This window comes from Streptomyces griseofuscus (genome assembly GCF_014673495.1).
GTDB lineage: Bacteria > Actinomycetota > Actinomycetes > Streptomycetales > Streptomycetaceae > Streptomyces > Streptomyces murinus.
Window position 1 is genome coordinate 8,531,996 of record NZ_CP051006.1, and the last position, 18,501, is coordinate 8,550,496.

Genomic DNA, 18,501 nt, shown 5'->3' on the forward strand with positions numbered 1-18,501 from the left:
GGATCGTTTCCTCGATGGCCGCGCAGGCGTAGGCGACACAGCCGGCGAGCTCGCGGACGCACACGATCACGACGGCAGGATGCGTCCTGTTGTTGATCAATACAGCGAGGATGAATATCTGGCCCGACCCCATTGGGATATGTCCCGGTCGATCTCACCCGCCGCGTCAGCCGCAGCCTGGACCTGCCGGCGGACGGAGGGGACAGCCGCCTCGCAGAGCCGCGAAGCACCTGACGAAGAAGGCGGCGAGCGAGGCTACGGACCCTCCGGGGCCCTGGCGATGGGCCGGGCGGATACCTACGGCTTCGTGGCGCGAATGCTGAAGAGGACCGGAAGGGGGTACTCCCAGAGTTGCAGCCGCCAGAGCCCGTCGGCCCCCTGGGTGAGGACGCCGTCCCGGTCGTTCCGTTCACTCGTCAGGTGTTCCTCCACGGTGTCGATCCGCAGGCCGGCGGCTGCGAATGCGGACACCAGCTCGCCGAGGGAGTGGGACCACTGGACGGTCTCCCGGTTCTCCAGCGGCCTGTCGGGGGCGGCGTAGCTCGTCGCGCTGGAATAGTGGTGCGGCCCGTCGTCGGCGTACGGGGAGTCGACCACGAGGGGATTTCGTTGCTCGATCATGCGCGCGAGCGGATGGAGATCGACAACGGCGAGTCGGCCGCCCGGCCGTAGGGCCCGTGCGGCGCTCCGTGCCCACGCCCGGAGGTCTCCGATCCAGGCGAACACGCCGTAGGAGGCCCATACGACGTCGAAGCTTCCCGTCAGGTCCGCGGGCAGGTCGAGAACGTCTGCGGTGACGAAGTCGGCAGCCAGGCCGGTGCGCCGGGCGAGTTCCCGTGCGCGCCCGATCGCCACCGGTGAGAAGTCCACTCCGGTGACGCGGGCGCCTTGCCGGGACCAGCTCAGGCTGTCGAGTCCGAAGTGGCACTGGAGATGGAGGAGATCACGTCCGTCGACGTCCCCGGCCAGTTCGACATCCAGGTCCCGGAGCGTGCTGCCGCCGGCGAGGAAGCTCTCCGTGTCGTAGTACGACGGGTTCTGCCCATGGGCCAGTGCGCGCTCGTCCCAGCTGCGCCGGTTCAGATCTCGCGCTTCGTCCCCGGGGATGACGTCCCTGTGTTCCGTGGCTCCCGACATGTCGGGAGCCTACCCCGTAGGAACCGGCATCCGGCCGCATGCTCATGCACCACCGCCCCATCCGGTGTGGCGCCAGCCCGGATAGAGCACATCCATGATCTCGCCGCAGTGTGTCTCGAACGTCGCACGCATGGCCGGCGTCCAGTCCTGTGGGCCGGTCGCCCGCCGCCTGTTGAGTACGGCGAACTTCGCCTTGCCGAACCGATCGTGGTTCTTGCGTGGCAGCGCATCGGGCAGCGGCGACAGCCCGAGCGCTTCGCACAGCCGGTTCCGCTCCGGGCCGGGGACGAGGATGTCCTCCATGCGGAAGATCGGCGCATCCCAGTCCAGCAGCCTGCGGTAGGTCCACGACCAGAAGCGGCAGCACTTCTCGAAACGGTCGCCGGGGAAGGCGGGTTGCAGCCGTGACCAGTGGGCCTCGCGTGGCCGCACGGTCCAGTAGTACCACCCGTCGTTCATCCCGGAGGCCACGGTTTTGCGGCCGTCCCGGCACAGGGCGACGAGCGGCACCTCGGGCAGCGGCCGGTTGTCGAGGAACACCAGGTACGGCGAGACCTCTATTCCGGGTCCGATGCTGTGCAACAGGGCGACGGCGCCTTCCTGGTCACCGGCGAGCAGACGGCGGACCAGTTCCCTCGCGTGTGTCTCGTGCCGTGCCCGGACGCGGGTGCCCGCGCGGGAGACGGCCGTGCGGTCGAGGGCCGCGGCGAGAGATGTCGTACCGCAGCGGCCGGAACCGGTGACGAAGCCGTGCGGTGGGAAACCCTGGTGACTGGCCACTGCTCTCCTCCGCTCCTTCCGCGCGTCAGATCGCTGCCATGAGATCGGTGACCGCAGGGGTGACGGCGGGGCTCTTGACGACGGTCTCGGCGTCGCCGAGTTTGCGGTAGGCGAAGGTGGTGAGGCAGGCCCTGGCGACCTCGGTGAAGGCGAAGGACGCTTTCGTGGCGGCGAAGCGGTCCACGGCCGCGCTGTCACCCGCTTCGGCCGCCGTACGCAGTCCGCGTTCGAGGTCCACGAGTTCTCGTACGGCGGCGCGCACGTCGTCCGGGCCGCTGGGCAGGGCGGGCAGCTCCACCGGTGTCACCGGTTGTGAGATCAGCCTGCCGACCAACTCGACCTCGTTCTCGTACACATGGAAGGTGCCGGACTGATGGATGTAGGGGCCGCAGGCGGCATCCAGCAGGGCGGCGGCGACCTGGTGCATCACCATGAACAAGAAGGCGTCGTAGGGCAGCACGGTCAGGGCCTGCTGCGCCCGCATCACGGTGATCCAGGTGAGCGCGCCGTCACGCAGGAACAGCTGGACGCCGGCGGCACAGGGGTGCTCGCGGGACTGTGTGAAGTGGTCCGATGAATCGAGGATGACTGCGAATGTCCGGCGATGCGCCGGGTCCCGCCGGATCCGATCGATGATCGCTTCCAACTGGTTCCCCGACGCCGCGGCGAGCAGCCGTCGGCCGAACGCCCCGCTCAACGTGTGCTGGTCGTCGGAGTATTCGTAGGCGCCGCGACGGTAGTAGGCGGGTGTGCCGACATCGTCCCTGCCGTCCAGCGACCATGCCGCCAGGCCGAAGCAGTAGGGGAGGTGGACCGGCAGCAGGGGCGTGAAGGCCAGGCAGGACCGCGGTGAGCCGATGCGTAAGGTGTGTGCGAGCAGCTCACGGTAGGGCCTGTCCTGACCACCGAAGCCGGAAGCCTTGGACAGCGGATCCCGCACGGACGGGACCTTGGCGCCCTGGGACAGGATGTTCTCCAGCTCTCCGGCATAGGCCTGTGCGAACGTGTCGTAGGGGGGCATCTGTGCTCCTCAGCGGTTGGAGAACTGTCGGATGGAACGAGATGTGGTGGCGCACGCCATCATCGTGAGCGCGCCCACGGCCAGTGCCGCACCTGTCGCGGGGAAGCCTCCCCAGCTCACCAGTGCTCCCACGACCGCCGGCGCCAATGGCGTGACGGCATTGCTGAGCAGGTTCACCGCCGAGTGCACGCGGCCCTGCAACTCGTCCGGTGCGTGCGCCGTCTGATAGCCGAAGATGATGCTCTGTGTCGGGGCGATGGTCGTAGCGAGTAGAAAGATCACGATCGCCACGGCCCAGGGTGCCGAGCTGACGGCGAGGACCGCGAGCATCGGGGGCCACAGCCACCCCAGGGCGATCAGCAGGGCGCCGTCACGGTACTTCGTGCGCAGTTGCGGCACGGCCAGCGCCCCGGCGGCCCCGCCGATACCGCCGCACGCGAGCAGTATCCCGATGACCGCCGGTGCGACACCGGCCGTACGCAGACCGACGATGACGCCCAGCGGCATCGCCGCGACGATCGCGTTGATGCCGCAGAGATAGACCAGGCTCGCCCGGCCCGGCCGGTCGTGCCAGACCCAGCGCATGCCCTGGAACAGTTCCGACGTGGCCAGCGGCACCTTGTGCTCCGTGCCGGAGAGGCGGGTGGTGATGCCCAGCACGGCGGCAAGCGACACGAGGTAGGACCCGGTGTCGACGAGGAACGGCACCGGCGCTCCGAGCGAGAACAGAAACCCGCCGACGGGCGCTCCGGCGATGGTCGCGGCCTGGAGGTAGATCTGGTTGTGCGCGATGGCCTCGCTCAGCCGCGTGCGTGGGACGAGATACGGGAGCACCGCGCGCTCCGCCGAGAAGAAGAACACCGAGAACGCACCTTCGAGGAAGGCCGCCCCCAGGATGAGGGGGTAGCCGGCCGTTCCGGTCACAACCGCCGCGGCAAGGCCACCGGCCGTGGCGGCCCGGCCGACGTCGCACCAGATCAGAACACGCTTCCTGGAGCAGACGTCGACCACCAGTCCTGCCACCAGGCGCAGCAGCAGTCGCGAACCCGTGCTCACCAGCCCGACGAGGCCCGCCTTGAACGGGGTCCCGCCAAGGTGCAGTACGAGCAGGGGGTAGGCCAGATCGCTGGCCGCCGAGCCCACGCTGGAGACTCCCTGCCCGAACCACAGCAGCCAGAAGTCGCGGCCGAACCGGGGCCGACCCGGGCGGGTACCCGCCTCGGCCGGGCCGGACACCGGCGCCGGGTTCTCACTCATCGCGACGGTCAGACCTGAGAGGTGTCCGACTGCCGGTGGAGCACCCTCATCCGCTCGGCGAACTCCTCGGCGAGGACGCCGTAGAGCACTGCGTCGACCGGGGTGCCATTGATCAGCCGGGCCTTGCGCGCGATCCCTTCCTGGACGGCGCCGGCCGCCTGACACGCGGCGGCCGCAGGCAGGTTCTGTGCGAGGACCCAGGCGTAGATGCGGCGCAGTCCCATGACGTGGAAGCCGAATTCGGCCATCAGCAGCGCGGCTTCGCGGCCGAGGCCAAGCCCTCGGTTGCTGATGTCCCCCAGTGCCAGCGAGACCTCGGCCGACCTGTCCTCGGAGCCGGGGTTACGCAGCGCACCGAGCCCGAGGGCGGCGCCGTCCTCGGGCGAGTACAGCATGAAGGTCGCGTCGTGGTACGAGGGTTTGCCGTGCCTTTCGATCCAGTCCCGCCAGCCGCCGCGGCCCACCGGGTAGCGGTAGCCGAACATGTCGCGGAAGTAATCCTCCTGGAACCATGTGTAGACCACGTCGGCGTCCTCGGGTTCCAGGGCGCGTAGAGCAACCCGCTTTCCTGGTGTCACCACGAACCGTCCTCTCCTCGAGCAGGGCAGTGCCGCTACTTCCGATCCAGCAACTGAGCGAAGCGTCGCTCCCAGGCGTCCTGATTTCCCTTGGCCTCCTGGACGAACCGGCTCCGGGCGATCCCTTGGATCACCATGTTGTTGACCAGGGAGTACGGAAAGGCCATCGGCCGTACGACATCCATGAACAGCACGGCACGGTCCTCGTCGGTCCCGTTCCAGGCTTCATGTACGTAGGTGTCGTCGAAGAACATCCCGGTCCCCTCACTCCAGTGCGCCTCTTGTCCGCCGACGCGAATACCACAGGCGTTCTCGGGCGACGGGATCTTCAGCGCGAGGTGATAGCGGACCACGCCCTTGTAGGGGCCGCGGTGCGGTGGCACATGTTTGTGCGGGCCGAGGATCGAGAAGAAGGCCGTTTTCAGACCGGGTACCCGGGCCAGCAGTTCAGCTGTCCGCGGGCACCGTGCGCAGTTGGCGTCGAACCGGAACCCGTAACCGTAGAAGAAATAGGTCTTCCACTGGTCGTCGTCGGTGATGCGGCGTTGGTCGGTCGAGATGTCCTGGAAGTTGGGCAGGGCTTCGCGGTGCTCCAGCAGGGCGTCGAGTTCGGCTCTGACGTCACGCCAGTTGCCTTCGAGTCCACGGCTCCACGGGAACGCCGATTGTGGGATGAACGGGCTGTCGTCGAAGCGGGAGTGGTGGACCATCTGCTTTTCGATCCACTTCACCAGCATGGGAAGAATTCTCGGCACAACCACACCCCCGCGTACGTCAGTTCGCCTACCGGTCTCAGGTGCGTGGCGTCACGAGCTCGGCTCGGCCGCCGGCCGGAATGACCGGGCCGAGCAACTCGGTGGTGACCCGGTCGAGTTCGTCCGGATCGAATCTCCCGTCCTCGACACCGACGTATCGGACCGGAGCGATGGTGTGCACCCCCGCGACGAGCGGCGGCACTTCCTGACCTCGCTCGATGAGGAGGATCATGGGCTTGGCCATGGCCGACATCCAGCCGATCTCCACCATCGTGCCCGGCGAGGGCGGGTCTCCGGGATACGCTACGAAGAGTACGGCCTTGCGCAGTGCGAGATAGTCCAGCCGGGTGCACACGTCCGCGGCCATGACCTCGGCCCCCCAGGATTCCCGGCGATGGGCGTTGTCCACCTCGAACCCCAGCGCGGTGAAGTGGTCGATGAGAGCCCGGTAGTTGCTGCGGTGCCGGTCCGGAAGAAGCCCCGTCTCCGGGTCGAGCAGCCCTTTGAAGGGGCCACCGACGAAGACCAGCGGTCTGCTCCCGTCAGGGTGCGGTGGCTCGTCGGCGGACAGGGGAAGCGATTCGGGGTGGCTCACCGAGAGGTTCCCTCCGTTGTAGAAGATTTGGTGTGGGACAGGTGCGGATTCTCCGGTGTCACGGGCGTTGATGACCCCGTGCGGTACACCTGACGTCAGTTCGCCGGCGATTCCGGCGCCCGCGGATTCCGACACCCGCGACAGGAGGTTTTCTCCTAAGGCCGAAACTTGCCACTCCCATGTGCTGCGACTTCACGGCGTCTGAGTGGCGAGCGCCGTGGCCTCTTCCAGGGCAGCGAGCCGCCTCGGGGTACCCGGCGTCCTGCTCGGCGCGGAAGAGTGAGTGATGGATTTCGCACGTGCGTTCCCCCGAGTTTTACTCGTCATTGCGGCAAATGACGGGTCGACTGCAAGCTTCGAGTGAACCGAAGTCCGTGTCAAGGCCACGGCCCGGATGATGTTGGCCAATAAGAGAGGTTGCGGGTGATTGGAAATCGATGTTACGGTCGGCCCGGTGTCTATTCAGCAGCGGTGGCCGACGACTTCGGCAACGAAATCTTCCTGCTGCTGAGAGGATCTTTGCGCCAGGGGGCCGAGACGTGGACGCACAAATTCCGTTAAGCGCACCACCCTCCATGGAACTGGTCTACTTCGGGCTGTTCGACAATTGCAATGCCCGGTGCAATATGTGTGAGTGCTGGCTCGCTCCGAGAGCCGATCTGCCACTCGCCCATTACCGGAATGTACTGTCGGCGGTGCTGTCTCTCCGGCCACGCGCCGTGCGCTTCACCGGCGGTGAACCACTGATCTTCGCCGAGCTGCCGGAACTCGTAAGTCAGGCAGCCGCGGAAGGCGTTCGGGTATCGGTCATCTCCAACGGGCGCATTCTCGGCCCCGGTAAAATCCGTGCCTTGATCGACAGCGGATGCACGGAGATGGTGCTGAGCATCGATGCGCTGCGAGAGAAGCACGACCGGATACGCGGCACCCCAGGTCTCTTCGACCGCTGTATGGAGGCGGTCGCGGACCTCCACGAAGCGAAGATGGACTACGGCGTCAACACGGTGCTGCAGGCGCTGGGGGCGGACGACCTCGCATCGCTGGGCGAAACGCTCCGGACACAGCCCAACCCGCCGTCGTGGTGGCACCTCATCCCCGTCCGGGGCGACGACGCGCTCCGGCCCAGCGCGGTTCAGCGGGCGCGCATGCAGGAACTCATACCGAGACTTAGGGAACGGATGTCCCAGGCGGGGACCCGGATGGTCGCGGCCGACGACCCCTTCCTCGATGCCGGCCCCGAGCCCTGCACGGTGCCGACCTTCACCTCGTACGTGCGCGCTGACACCGGCGACATCTTCGGGTGCAACATGCTCGTCTACGCCGATCCGCCGCTCGGAAACGTCCTGCGGTGGCGCGCGCAGGACGCCTGGAACAGCCTGGAGGCCCACAGTCTGCGGGACCGCTGCGCCACCGGCACGAACAGGTCATGCTCCCGGTGCGACCCGAGTTCCAAAGCGATGAACCACGTCCTGAGGGAATTGGCCGCTTCCGTCGCACCCGAGGAATCACTGTGACCACGAACACCAGGCCGGACTCCGGCATGCTCGCCATCAACGGTGGCTCCCCGGTCCGCGCGACGAAGAAGGCGGCGGATCCGGTCATCGCGGAGGCAGCCAAAGAAGAGGCCCTCCGCGTCCTGGACAGCGGTCAGCTCGCCAGGTTCTACGGCGGCACGAAAGTCGCCGAGTTCGAGGCGGCCTATGCCGAGTGGTTCGGCAGGCGCCATGCCGTCGCGGTCAGTTCGGGGACCGCTGCCCTGCACGTCTCCTACCTTGCCGCCCGACTGCCCGAGCACAGCGAAGTGCTGGTCCCCGCCAACGCCTATGTATCGGCGCTGTCCGCGCTGATCCAGGCCGGTCTGGTCCCCGTGATCGTCGACATCGACCCGGCCGGCTGGGCGATGGATCCGGTCGACTGCGCCCGCAAGATCAGCGACCGCACGAGCGCGATCGTGCCGGTGCACATGTACGGACAGCCCTGCCCGATGACTGAACTGGCCACTCTGGCACGGCAGCACGGGCTCACCCTCGTCGAGGACTGCGGCCAAGCGCACGGCGCCCTCTGGGACGGCACGAAAACCGGCACATTCGGTCTCGCCGCGGCCTTCAGCCTCTGCTGCCGCAAGCACATCGCCGTCGGCGAGGGCGGCATCGTCGTCACCGACGACGAGCAGTTCGCCGACACCGCGCGGGCACTGGCGCACAAGGGCAAGGGCACCGGTTGGTTCGACTACCGGGAGATGGGCTTCAGCTACAACATGACGGAGATCCAGGCGGTGCTCGGCCGCTGGCAACTGTCCAGGCTGGAGACCGAGTTGCGGACCAGGACCAAACTCGCCGAGCTGCTGCGCGCGGGCCTGGCCGACCTCGGACTGCAATTCCCCGAGGTGGCTCCCGGCAGCACCCATGCGTACTTCAAGCAGAACGCCTTGCTGCCGGCCCGGCTCGCTGCGCACCGGAACGCCATCGTCGACGCCGTCCGCGCCGAGAACGTGGGCTGCGACCCCTCCCACCCGCATCTGCTCGACATCGACTGGATCCGTGAGCAGCGCCCCTCCCTCTACCGGGCGCTGCCCGCGGAGCACCGTCCCGACTACGGCAGGAACACCGCGCCCCTCGCGCGGGGCGTGCTGTCCCGGCAGATCTGCATCGAGATGGGGCCGGGGCTGGACGAAGAGGACATCGACTACACGATCAAGGCCATCCGGAAAGTGGTCACCATCTTCGGCCAGGAGGCCACGTGACCGTCGACGATCCCACGGCCGGCGCCCCGGGTGGCGACAAGGCATCCGCGGACGCTCTGTACCTCGGCCTGCGGGACGGAGAAGCCCCCCTGACCCGAGAGCAGGCGTCCGCGCTCGTCCGCGCCGCCCATCCCGCGCACTCGGACGTGCGCGCATGTGAGGCATGCGGGTCCGCCAGCACCCGACCAGCCACCTGGCGGCGCGGCTTCCGCATCGCCGAGTGCCTGGCCTGCGGCTTCCTCTGGGTCGATCCCATGCCGACCGCACAGGACATGTGGGCCTACTACAACAAACGAACATGGAAGCCCTACTCGCCCGAGGTGATCCGCAGCAAGTACGCACCATCGGTGGCAGCGGTACTGGCCAACGTCCCGCCCGGGCAGTCCGTCCTCGACGTCGGATGCGATCACGGGCACTTCGCGGCGCTCCTGCGCGACCGCGGATACGACGTCGCCGGGTCGGACATCGACGGGCTCGCCCTCACCTACGCCACCGAGCACTACGGGCTGACGGTCTACCAAGGGGACCTGCCCGACATCGACTTCGACCGACGATTCGACGCGGTGACCATCCTCAGCTCCCTCGAACACATGGTGAATCCCTTCCATGTCGTCCGGGCGGCAGCGCGGGCCCTGCGCCCCGGCGGAGTGCTGCTCATCTCGACGCCGAGGGCCGACGGGCTCGTCCACACCGTGAGCCGGAGAGTATTCGCCCCCGTACTGCACGCCTGGGAGTTCCTCGCACCCCCCAGCCACCTCACCTACTTCGGCCGGGGCTCGCTGCGCGCCATGCTCCGTCGCGCCGGATTCGCCACTGTCACCTTCAGCCACCAGGAACGCGACGCCGCCTACCGGGCCCGTGAGCTGTCGGAGACGCTCACGGAGTGCCCGGACGCGCCCGGCTGGGCCAAAGCCACCTATCCGCTCCTGCGCCATCTGCGCACCCCCGCCCGTCTGCTGGACCTGGGGGACATGATGCTGTGCGTCGGACGGACACCCATGCCGTCCGCACCCGGCACGGAAGGGCCCTGACCATGGCCGGTGAAGACAGGACAGCCCCGGTACCGTGGCGGGACGTCCCGGCACCGGCCGGCGCCGCCCGGCCCACGGTCGTCTTCTGCGGGCACGACTTCGGCTGGGGGAGCGCCGGAAAACTGCACGCCGTCCTGACCGAACTCACGGCCCGCACCGCGCCCCCGCCACGGCTCATCGGAGTCGGCACGGTGCTCGGCCGATCTCTGCTCGCGAAGCTGCCCGTGGACACGTGGTACGACCAGCCGAGCAGCACCGGCGAACTCCGGGACCTGCTGCGACGGCACCAGGTGACCGCCGCCCTGGTTGTACTGGACTCGAAGTTCGCCGCGGCCCTGCTCGCCGCGGGCTGCCCCACGGTCTTCGTGGACAGCCTGCCCTACCTGTGGACCGACAAGGACACGATTCCCCACGACGTGACCCACTACTGCGCCCAGTTGTGCGAGTCCCTGCCCCGGACCTGTTGGGAGCAGTTGCGCAGAATAGAGCGGCTGACGTGGACCGAGGCGATCCTCAGCGCCCCGGCGCCCACCCAGCGGGCGCGTACGCCCGGCTTGGCCGTGCTCAACTTCGGTGGGCTGCACTCGCCCTTCAGCCAAGGCAGTGCCAACGCCTACTCCGGGCTGGTCGCGGAACCGGCCGTCCGGGCACTGTCGGACGCCGGCTTCCGCACCCTGGAGATCTGCGGCAACATCGACGCCACCGTGCTTCCGGAGCGGGACATCCCCACCGGCATCGCGGTGAACGCCGGGCCGCGCTCCCACGAGGAGTTCCTGGACCTCCTCGACCAGGCTCAGCTGCTGGTCACCTCGCCGGGCCTGACCACGTTGCTGGAGGCCGGCCAGCGCTGCCTGCCCACCGTCTGCATTCCACCGCAGAACGTCAGCCAGATCCTCAACGGGGACCGCTTCGCCTCGGCGGTCGAGGCGGCCTGCCGGGTGCCGTGGCCGTCGGAAGTCCTCGATCCGCGGCAGGTCGACGCCGTACGAGCACGGGGTGAACACGCGGCCCTGTCAGTCGTCTACGGGGCGATCGAGCGCGCTGCGCGCCAGGCACATCCCTGGGTGCGGCACCGACTACAGCGGGATATCACCACCGCCATCGAGCATTCCCGTGCGGTGCGGGACTGGGGCGGTCTGCTCGGCCGGACGGGCAGCCGCGGAGCACACCAGGTGGTGCAGCGCCTCACCGAAGTACTCGCGGAGCAGTCCGCGCCGGAGCGCCAGGAGGCCGGGTGATCCTGGCCTTCCTCCGGCACACCGCGGCGATCAGCTCCTCGGAGGTCTACCTGCCCGACGACCGCCGGGTTCTGACCGAGGACGGGCGGACGCACGCCGTCGCCCTGCGTCCCGTCCTGCGGCGTTTCGCGCCCGACGCCGTCTGGTGTTCCCCGCTGCGCCGCGCGGTGGAGACCTGGACACTCGCGGGCACCGGACTCGGCCTCGACGCCCGTCTGCACGAGGACCTGGGGGAGCGCTCGTTCCCCTCCCTGGCCGGCCTCACGCTGCCGCAGATCGCGGCGCGGATCGGGCCGGCGCAGACGGCGCTGGCACGCGTCTCGACCGACCTGGTCGATCCTCCCGGAGAGGAGTCGGTACGCGCGGCGAGCCGGCGCTTGGTCGTGGCGATGAGGTCGGTGGCGCGGGAGGCCGCAGCGCTCGGCGCCGAGCGGGTGCTCGTCGTCTCGCACGGCGGCCCGTCGAGCTGGTTGCTGTGCCATCTGCTCGAGGTGCCCCTGGAGCGCAACCGGGTCTTCCGACACGACCAAGGACGCTTCCACCTGCTGGAAGTGGATGAAAACCTGACACTGGCGACGGCAATCGCCCTGAACACCGCACAGTTGCCGGAGCCAAGAGGTGCTCCCGAGCCGCCGGGGCAGTTCACGGCACCGCCTTCATGGCATTGACGATTGGAATTGCAGCGCTATGGCACATGTGCCCGTCATCGTGGTCACCGGGCCTTCCGGCACCGGCAAGACCGTCACCTGCTGGGAGATCCGCGAAATCCTGAGGGAACGTAAGGTCGCCCACGCCCTGATCGACATGGACAACATCCGTTGGTGCTACGTTCCCGACTCCCGCGACCGCTTCAACCGGGTACTCGGTGCCAAGAACCTCGCAGCCGTGTGGGCCAACTTCCGTGAGGCCGGCGCCGACCGGCTCGTCCTGAGCGGAGTCGTGGAAAGCCGCGAGGACACGCGGCTCATCGAACAGGCGGTGCCGGGCGCCGACATCTCGGTCTACCGGCTGCACGTGGACGAGGCGACGCTGGAAGACCGTATGCGCCAAAGGGAACGCGGTCGGGGACTCGCCCGCAATCTCGCCAGGGCGAAAGAACTCACCGACATCATGGCCCGGAACGGGATCGGGGACCATCTGATCGATGCGGACCGCGAACTCGACGAGATCGCTGAGGAAATCGTCGGCCTGAGCGGCTGGCTGTCCTGACGCTATCGGGGGAGCGTGCGATGAAAGTGACCCTGCTCGTGACCGGTGAGGAGATGCGCGGGCTGTTGAGCTCGTCCGCGGTGAACGACCTGTGGTCGGGCGGTGCGCACCTGCCGTACTGGCAGCCGGCCGCCCTCGCCGCGCGCGTCAAAGCCATCGGGCGGCACGAGGTGGCGCTGTTGGTCATCGAAGGGGACGGCGGTATGGCCGTCGGCGTTCTTCGGCAGCGGCCAAACGGCGTCATCAGCACGCTCATACCGCGCGAGCCCTTTCTGGCCAACGAGCCTTTCGGTGACGCGGACATGTTGCGCACGCAGTTGCTCCGGTCCGTGGAGAGAATCGGCGCCAGGGCCTTTCATCTGCACGAGACGGAACGAAACGCCCCGGTCGTCGAGTGCCTGGCAGATCAGCCGGACACCGCAGTGGTGGTGCGCCTTCCGAATCCGGTCATCGACTGGCACGACGACGGTGCGGACATGCTGATCGGAGCGCAACGGCATTTCGGCCGGACGTTCTGGCGCCGGGTCCGGCGCTGGGACCGGGAGTTCGAGGTGACGACGGTGCGTGAAGATGCCGCGATCGACATGATGGAAAACATCGAGAGACGATCATGGAAAGCGCGTCGGGGCACCCATCTCGACGCAGGGGAGCTGGCGTTCTACCGCGCGCTGCTGAGGCGGGACGAGTGCCTGCTCACTCTCGCGACGGCCGGGGGTGTACCGGCCGCGTACTTCATGGAGATGCGCCTCGGTGACGTGGTCTACGGCATGCAGAGTTCCTACGCCGAGACCTTCGCCAGGCTGTCTCCCGGCGCGTTCCTGACCACCATCGGTCTGCACCGCCGGTGGCACGGCAGCGGTATCGCGACCTACGACATGCTCGGCGGTAGCGGGCCGCTCAAGGACGCCCTGGCCTCGCGCGCGATCCCGCGTGTCGACGTGGCCTGGCCGGTATGCGCGGCGACCAGGGACCTGCTCGGGGAGCGAGTCAGGTTCGACCGACACAGGACAGCCGCGTCCGAGCGCGGACGGGGTGCGCGCCATGTCGCCGCGACCTACGGCAGCTGAGAGGCGGAGGTCTTTCCGGATGAACCATCCCCCTGTGCAGGGTTCCTACGGTCCACTGGCCTGGGTCTCCGATGCGATGCACGGCATGTACCCGGACCGCGAGGGCCACCTGAGACGGCTCGGGATGCGGTCGGCGGACGACGAGATCAGCACAGAGCTGCCCGTGGTCGGTCTCCTGGGAGCAGCCGACTGGCGCGCCGCGACCTGTGTGCTGGCCTCGCCGTGCATCGACCACTCGTCCGGGCGGATATCCGGGCTCACCGCCTCCGTCGCGGGAGATCTCCTGATCGGGCTCCGGGTGGCGGAGGCGCTCGGACTGCCGATGGTCGGTTTCCTCGGAAGCGGCGAGGAAACGCACCTGGTGCCCAGCGGCGAGGAGCGGTGTGCGGACTGGCAACGGGTCGCCGAGTACGTCGCCGGCCTCGGGACCCGTTGGGCACGGGGCCGCGTCGACGCGACGTTCGTACGCACCGGTGAGCCGGTCGCATGGGCCACCATCAAGGCACAGACCGCGGCGGACCACGACCGCGTTCCCCAGGCAGGCCTCGACGGCCTGCACCGCCTCGTCGACGACAACCCTTATCCGCGGGGGACCCGTTTCACCTACCTCTACGACTACTACCGGTCAAACATCTCGCACTACCGCCGGCCCGTCATCGAGGCGTTGGCGGGCGTCGACACCACACATGTGCTGGTGGTCGAGAACGTGCAGCAGATCAAGTGCGTTGCCTGGGCCCGGGCCCTCAACGACGCCGACGGCATCCGCACCAGCCACCTGGTGACCTGCCCGGCACCGGATGCCACCAACAGCGTCCGGGTGAGCCGGGCCGAGCCCCGGCACCGCATCATGCTCGCGGACGTCCTTTCCGGGCGGCAGCCCGGCAGTGCGCCCTACTGGGCGTTCCTGTCGGCCCTGCGTGACCGCTTCGACGCGCATGGCTGACCTCGGCGCCGCGGCATGGGAGGATCAGCTGGCCCAGTGCTACCCCGGCCCGGTGTACGTGTACGACCTGGATCGGGTGACGGCCGCCGTGGAAGACCTGCGAGCGACGCTTCCGGCACCGAGCCTCCTCTACTACTCCCTCAAGGCCAACCCGCACGACGACGTCGTACGGGCACTGCGGATCGCCGGCTGCCGAGCGGAGATCAGCTCGGTGGGAGAGCTGGCCTGCGCGCTCGGTGCCGGGTTCCGCGGCGCCGAAATCCTGTACACAGGGCCCGGAAAGACGGACGGCGAGATCGCGCACGCCCTGCGGCACGGGGTCCTCGACTTCTCCGTGGAATCGGCGCACGAACTGCGGCGGCTCGACCGGATCGCGGCCGTCGACGACCGCTGGCCGCGTGTACTGCTGCGCGTGAACGGGGCGCGTGCGGCCCCGGCCGGCGGCCTGCACATGACCGGTACACCCTCGCAGTTCGGAATCGACCTGGAACTCCTCGGCCCGGCGCTCGCGGCGGCCGCGCGGTGTCCGCGGATCGACCTCGCCGGCCTCCACCTGTTCTCGATGACCAACGCCGTCGACGAACCGAGCCTGATCCAGGAACTCCGTCGCAGTATCGCCACTGCCGCGGAGGTATGCGACCAGTACGGGTTTGCACCGCGGATGCTGGACCTCGGCGGCGGCTTCGCCGCTCCCTACACGCAGTCCGGTCGACGGCCCGGCTACCCCGGGCTGGCACAGGTGCTCCGGCAGGACCTGGACCTGCTGTTCCCGGAGTGGCGCACGGGAGCCCCCGTGATCGCCTTCGAGTCGGGCAGACATCTCGTCGCCGACTGCGGCACGCTGATCTGCACCGTCACCGAGGTGAAGAACAGCAAGGGAAAGCAGTTCGTGGTGCTCGACGCGGGGGTCAACGCGCTCGGCGGACTCTCCGGGACGGGGAGGTTGCTTCCCCTGTCCGTGGAGCCCGTCGATATCCCGCGGGCGGCCGACGCCTCCGACGCAGCCCAGGTCTCCGGCCCGGCCGTGACGTCAGCACGTATCGTCGGGCCGCTGTGCACTCCGGCCGACCTGCTCGGCCGGGAGGTGCCGGTACCGCGACTGCGGCCAGGCGACCGGATCGCAATCCCGAACGTCGGCGCCTACGGCCTGACCACCGGCCTGCTCGGCTTCCTCAGCAGGCCCGCCCCGACCGAGCTGGTGGTACGCGGCGGGAGCGTCGTCTCCGCGTCCCGCCTGGAACTGAAACGTGTGCCTGTCGAAAGGGAGTGGGAAGACGATGCCATGGGATGACCGATTCGAGGCACTGCTGCGCGCTGCGCTGCCCTATCTCTCTCCCGACGAGCCGCTGTCGCCCGATGCCGAGCTCATCGACCTCGGTATCGACTCCATGGCCGCGGTCGAGCTGCTGAGCACGTTGGAACAGGCGTATGACGTGCGCTTCCCCGACGACAGCCTCCACCGCGAGACCTTCCGCACCGCCGCCGCCCTGTGGTCGGTCCTGAGCCGACAGCTCTCCCGGGAGCCGACGCTGTGACCGTCGAGGCACGGCAGGGGCCGACCCTGCGCCATGTCGTCGACGTGCTGGACCACGCGGCAGCCGCCCACGGGGGTGAGCTGGCCGTGACCGATGACGAGGGTGACTGGAGCTACGCCGAACTCGCTGAGCACAGCTGTGAGTTCGCGCAGTGGCTGCGCCGCCGGGGCGTGTCCGCCGGGGACCGTGTGGTGGTGTGCGCCACCGCGAGCCGTGAGTTCGTCGCCATCCTCTACGGCTGTCTGCGGGCGGGGGCGGTCTTCGTGCCGCTCGGCCCCGCGACAACGGCGTACCAACTGGGCCAGGTCGTCGCGGACGCCCGACCCCGCCTTGTCATCACCGACCGGATCGACGAGACAGCGGACACGGCGTGCAGCCTGCAAGAGGTCTGGGCGGAGGTAGGGCGACCGGGCGGCCCGATGACGCACCCGCGCGCCGAAGTCGCCCCGGCGCAAACCGCGTTGCTTATCTACACCTCCGGCAGCACCGCCGCACCCAAAGCGGTCGTCTCTCCACACGGGAGGGTCCTGTGGGCGACCCGCGCCGTCGCGGCGCGGCTGCGTTACCGGACGGACGACATCGTCCTCTGCCGCCTGCCCCTCTCCTTCGACTACGGCCTCTACCAGGTCTTCCTGTGCGCCCTGGCCGGTGCCCATCTGGTGCTGCTCTCCCGGAAGGCGGACCTGCGGCTGGCCGCCGTCGCGCGAGAACGCGGCGCCACCGTCGTGCCGTTGGTGCCCTCACTCGCGACCATGCTCCTGCACAGCGCCCGGCGCGACCCCGGACCGAGCCGGATCCGCCTCTTCACCAACACCGGTGAAGATCTCCCCCAGGCGGTGCGTGCCCAATTGCGCGAGCACTTTCCCCGCGCGGGCATCCAGTTGATGTACGGAACCACGGAGTGCAAGCGGATCTCCGTACTGGAGGTCGACGGCGACCTGCGCAGGCCCGGTTCGGTAGGCCGCGCGCTCGACGGCACACGCATCCGCATCCTGACGGCGGACGGTCTTCCCGCCGCACCCGGCGAGGCGGGCGAGATCGTGGTCAGCGGACCGCACGTGATGGCCGGGTACTGGCGGGCGCCCGAGCTGACCGCCGCGCGCTTCCGGACCGATCCGCACACCGGCGAGGTGCGGCTGCACACCGGGGACTTCGGGCATCTCGACGGCGACGGCTACCTCTACTTCCACGGTCGTGGCGACGACATGTTCAAGCGCCGCGGTGTGCGCACCAGCGCCGCCGAGATCGAGTCCGCCGCCCGGGACATACCGGGGGTGGACCATGCCGTGCTGCTGCCCCCCACCGACCGCCGGGACATGGTGCTCTGCGTGGTCACGACGCTCACGCCGACCGAGGTGCTGCGTCACCTCGGCACGCTGCTGGATCCGGCGCGCGTGCCCGATCGGTGCCGGGTCTTCGACCGGTTTCCGCTCAGCTCCAACGGGAAGACCGACCGGGCCCGGCTGTCCCGGCAGGAGGCCGGTTGAGGCCCGCGCGCCGGCCCTCATCCAGGGTTGGCTGGATGCGGGGCCCTCGGCGGTTCAACGGCTTGGACCGCTCAAGCCCCTCCGGGATCGGCGTCGCGTTGTGACGCGGGGGCGGAAGCCCTTCGTGCAGATGTACAGCGGCCGGCCGGGAGCACAGCATCCCCCGTACCATGACCGCGTGACTGCCCGCCGCACACTTGGCGCCGGCCCTCAGGCCCCGCGCAGCATCCGCGCCGTCCGGACCGACCTGCTTGACGACCTCCCCGGAGTCCGTCTGCCCGACGTGGAGGAACTGCGCACCCGTGGCGTGCTCGGCGCCCAGCGGGCGGCGCCTCCGGCCCCCCGGCGGACCCTCGGCGCCGGCGCGCGTGCCGACGAGGCTCCCGGCCTCGCCGACTGACGCTGGAGTCACTTGCCGGTGCCGGTGTGGTAGCCGATGGGGTCGACGTAGACGTCGGGGGCGTTGCCGGTGGTGGCGGGGACGGTGATGTTCAGGCCGTCGAGGTTCATGACGTCGAAGACGGTTTCGTTGGGCGGGGTGACGGCGAGTTTGGTGTAGGTCTTGCCGGAGCCGCTGGTGTCGGGGATGTAGTGGAGGAGGAAGCGGGTCTCCTCGCCGGGGGCGATGGTCACGGTGGGCGCGGTGGTGTCGGTGCGGGCCGCGTCGGGGCCCTTGTCGCCCAGGCCGTCGGCACCGAGGAGCTGGACGCCGGGGAAGCCGTGCATGCTGCAGGTGGCGGAGCCGGTGTTCTTCAGGTTGACCACGATCTCGTTCTCGACTCCCGCGGACGCGGCGCTGAAGCCGAGGTGGTCGGTCTTGCACATGGCGCCCGACGCGGTCCCGGTCCGGGCGGCGGCCTTTTTCCCTGTGCTGCCGCTGGTGCCGGTGTCGTTCCCGCCGCTCGTGCTGCCGCTGGTCGAGGTTCCCGTGCTGCCGCTGGTGTCGCTGGAGGAAGCGCCGGTGGTGCCCTGGCCGCCTGCGGAGTTGCTCGCGGAAGCCGGCGTGCTGCTCTGCGCGGCCGTGCTCGAACCGCCGCTGCCACCGCACGCGGTCAACGAGAGGCCTGCCGCGGCGACGATCACGGCGAGGGCGGAGATTTTCTTGACACGCATGTGCACTCCTGC

20 protein-coding genes are annotated in these 18,501 nt (G+C 69.0%); 12 read left to right on the forward strand and 8 right to left on the reverse strand.

The window, feature by feature from the left end:
• Window positions 1–297 precede the first annotated feature (297 nt).
• The 7 genes from HEP81_RS38260 to HEP81_RS38290 are packed head-to-tail and all read right to left on the reverse strand — an operon-like array spanning window position 298 to window position 6,123.
• On the reverse strand, window positions 298–1,137 hold the full coding sequence (locus HEP81_RS38260; RefSeq protein WP_051850644.1) for a class I SAM-dependent methyltransferase: 840 nt from the start codon (window positions 1,135–1,137) through the stop codon (window positions 298–300).
• A gap of 42 nt (window positions 1,138–1,179) precedes the next feature.
• Entirely contained in the window at window positions 1,180–1,917 is a 738-nt protein-coding gene (locus tag HEP81_RS38265) for a hypothetical protein (RefSeq protein WP_037662946.1), read from the reverse strand.
• Between the two features lie 25 nt (window positions 1,918–1,942).
• A complete protein-coding gene (locus HEP81_RS38270; RefSeq protein WP_037662943.1) occupies window positions 1,943–2,938 on the reverse strand; it encodes a thymidylate synthase in 996 nt (331 codons plus the stop codon).
• Window positions 2,939–2,947: 9 nt separating this feature from the next.
• A complete protein-coding gene (locus HEP81_RS38275) occupies window positions 2,948–4,195 on the reverse strand; it encodes an MFS transporter (protein ID WP_037662941.1) in 1,248 nt (415 codons plus the stop codon).
• Between the two features lie 8 nt (window positions 4,196–4,203).
• Complete coding sequence (locus HEP81_RS38280; protein WP_157854653.1) at window positions 4,204–4,776, reverse strand: GNAT family N-acetyltransferase; 573 nt, start codon at window positions 4,774–4,776, stop codon at window positions 4,204–4,206.
• 32 nt (window positions 4,777–4,808) lie between these two features.
• Entirely contained in the window at window positions 4,809–5,510 is a 702-nt protein-coding gene (locus HEP81_RS38285) for an aspartyl/asparaginyl beta-hydroxylase domain-containing protein (RefSeq protein WP_051850642.1), read from the reverse strand.
• Between the two features lie 55 nt (window positions 5,511–5,565).
• A complete protein-coding gene (locus HEP81_RS38290) occupies window positions 5,566–6,123 on the reverse strand; it encodes a TIR domain-containing protein (RefSeq protein WP_051850641.1) in 558 nt (185 codons plus the stop codon).
• A 575-nt stretch (window positions 6,124–6,698) separates the two neighbouring features.
• On the opposite strand from HEP81_RS38290, the gene HEP81_RS38295 reads away from it, so the two are divergent.
• The 12 genes from HEP81_RS38295 (at window position 6,699) to HEP81_RS38350 (ending at window position 17,776) form a co-directional block, all read left to right on the forward strand.
• The gene (locus HEP81_RS38295; protein WP_157854652.1) at window positions 6,699–7,637 is read left to right on the forward strand and encodes a radical SAM protein; all 939 of its coding nucleotides are present in this window, start codon (window positions 6,699–6,701) and stop codon (window positions 7,635–7,637) included.
• Window positions 7,634–8,866 carry a DegT/DnrJ/EryC1/StrS family aminotransferase gene (locus HEP81_RS38300; protein WP_051850640.1) on the forward strand — a complete coding sequence of 411 codons (1,233 nt, stop codon included), beginning with the start codon at window positions 7,634–7,636 and terminating at the stop codon, window positions 8,864–8,866. The genes HEP81_RS38295 and HEP81_RS38300 overlap by 4 nt, the downstream gene beginning before the upstream one ends.
• Window positions 8,863–9,897 (forward strand): class I SAM-dependent methyltransferase, encoded by a 1,035-nt coding sequence (locus HEP81_RS38305; protein WP_037662935.1) that lies wholly within the window; start codon window positions 8,863–8,865, stop codon window positions 9,895–9,897. The genes HEP81_RS38300 and HEP81_RS38305 overlap by 4 nt, the downstream gene beginning before the upstream one ends.
• Before the next feature lie 2 nt (window positions 9,898–9,899).
• The gene (locus HEP81_RS38310) at window positions 9,900–11,135 is read left to right on the forward strand and encodes a hydroxymethylcytosylglucuronate/cytosylglucuronate synthase (RefSeq protein WP_051850639.1); all 1,236 of its coding nucleotides are present in this window, start codon (window positions 9,900–9,902) and stop codon (window positions 11,133–11,135) included.
• On the forward strand, window positions 11,132–11,803 hold the full coding sequence (locus tag HEP81_RS38315) for a histidine phosphatase family protein (protein WP_051850638.1): 672 nt from the start codon (window positions 11,132–11,134) through the stop codon (window positions 11,801–11,803). The genes HEP81_RS38310 and HEP81_RS38315 overlap by 4 nt, the downstream gene beginning before the upstream one ends.
• Before the next feature lie 28 nt (window positions 11,804–11,831).
• Window positions 11,832–12,344, forward strand: coding sequence for an AAA family ATPase (locus tag HEP81_RS38320; RefSeq protein WP_157854650.1), 513 nt, complete (start codon window positions 11,832–11,834; stop codon window positions 12,342–12,344).
• 20 nt (window positions 12,345–12,364) lie between these two features.
• Complete coding sequence (locus HEP81_RS38325) at window positions 12,365–13,411, forward strand: GNAT family N-acetyltransferase (protein ID WP_037662932.1); 1,047 nt, start codon at window positions 12,365–12,367, stop codon at window positions 13,409–13,411.
• Window positions 13,412–13,430: 19 nt separating this feature from the next.
• Entirely contained in the window at window positions 13,431–14,354 is a 924-nt protein-coding gene (locus HEP81_RS38330) for a hypothetical protein (RefSeq protein ID WP_157854648.1), read from the forward strand.
• Complete coding sequence (locus tag HEP81_RS38335; RefSeq protein WP_051850637.1) at window positions 14,347–15,645, forward strand: type III PLP-dependent enzyme domain-containing protein; 1,299 nt, start codon at window positions 14,347–14,349, stop codon at window positions 15,643–15,645. The genes HEP81_RS38330 and HEP81_RS38335 overlap by 8 nt, the downstream gene beginning before the upstream one ends.
• Window positions 15,632–15,889 (forward strand): acyl carrier protein, encoded by a 258-nt coding sequence (locus HEP81_RS38340; RefSeq protein ID WP_037662929.1) that lies wholly within the window; start codon window positions 15,632–15,634, stop codon window positions 15,887–15,889. The genes HEP81_RS38335 and HEP81_RS38340 overlap by 14 nt, the downstream gene beginning before the upstream one ends.
• Complete coding sequence (locus HEP81_RS38345) at window positions 15,886–17,376, forward strand: class I adenylate-forming enzyme family protein (protein ID WP_243279743.1); 1,491 nt, start codon at window positions 15,886–15,888, stop codon at window positions 17,374–17,376. The genes HEP81_RS38340 and HEP81_RS38345 overlap by 4 nt, the downstream gene beginning before the upstream one ends.
• A 178-nt stretch (window positions 17,377–17,554) precedes the next feature.
• Window positions 17,555–17,776 carry a hypothetical protein gene (locus HEP81_RS38350; RefSeq protein WP_157854646.1) on the forward strand — a complete coding sequence of 74 codons (222 nt, stop codon included), beginning with the start codon at window positions 17,555–17,557 and terminating at the stop codon, window positions 17,774–17,776.
• 8 nt (window positions 17,777–17,784) lie between these two features.
• On the opposite strand, the gene HEP81_RS38355 is transcribed toward HEP81_RS38350, so the two are convergent.
• Complete coding sequence (locus HEP81_RS38355; RefSeq protein ID WP_190276077.1) at window positions 17,785–18,489, reverse strand: DUF4232 domain-containing protein; 705 nt, start codon at window positions 18,487–18,489, stop codon at window positions 17,785–17,787.
• Window positions 18,490–18,501: the final 12 nt, after the last annotated feature.

Excerpts from the sequence above, each read along its gene's own strand:
- HEP81_RS38260 (WP_051850644.1), bottom strand. The coding sequence starts at position 1,137 with ATGTCGGGAGCCACGGAACACAGGGACGTCATCCCCGGGGACGAAGCG.
- HEP81_RS38270 (WP_037662943.1), bottom strand. The coding sequence starts at position 2,938 with ATGCCCCCCTACGACACGTTCGCACAGGCCTATGCCGGAGAGCTGGAG.
- HEP81_RS38275 (WP_037662941.1), bottom strand. The coding sequence starts at position 4,195 with ATGAGTGAGAACCCGGCGCCGGTGTCCGGCCCGGCCGAGGCGGGTACC.
- HEP81_RS38285 (WP_051850642.1), bottom strand. The coding sequence starts at position 5,510 with ATGCTGGTGAAGTGGATCGAAAAGCAGATGGTCCACCACTCCCGCTTC.
- HEP81_RS38295 (WP_157854652.1), top strand. The coding sequence starts at position 6,699 with ATGGAACTGGTCTACTTCGGGCTGTTCGACAATTGCAATGCCCGGTGC.
- HEP81_RS38310 (WP_051850639.1), top strand. The coding sequence starts at position 9,900 with ATGGCCGGTGAAGACAGGACAGCCCCGGTACCGTGGCGGGACGTCCCG.
- HEP81_RS38325 (WP_037662932.1), top strand. The coding sequence starts at position 12,365 with ATGAAAGTGACCCTGCTCGTGACCGGTGAGGAGATGCGCGGGCTGTTG.
- HEP81_RS38330 (WP_157854648.1), top strand. The coding sequence starts at position 13,431 with ATGAACCATCCCCCTGTGCAGGGTTCCTACGGTCCACTGGCCTGGGTC.
- HEP81_RS38335 (WP_051850637.1), top strand. The coding sequence starts at position 14,347 with ATGGCTGACCTCGGCGCCGCGGCATGGGAGGATCAGCTGGCCCAGTGC.
- HEP81_RS38340 (WP_037662929.1), top strand. The coding sequence starts at position 15,632 with ATGCCATGGGATGACCGATTCGAGGCACTGCTGCGCGCTGCGCTGCCC.
- HEP81_RS38355 (WP_190276077.1), bottom strand. The coding sequence starts at position 18,489 with ATGCGTGTCAAGAAAATCTCCGCCCTCGCCGTGATCGTCGCCGCGGCA.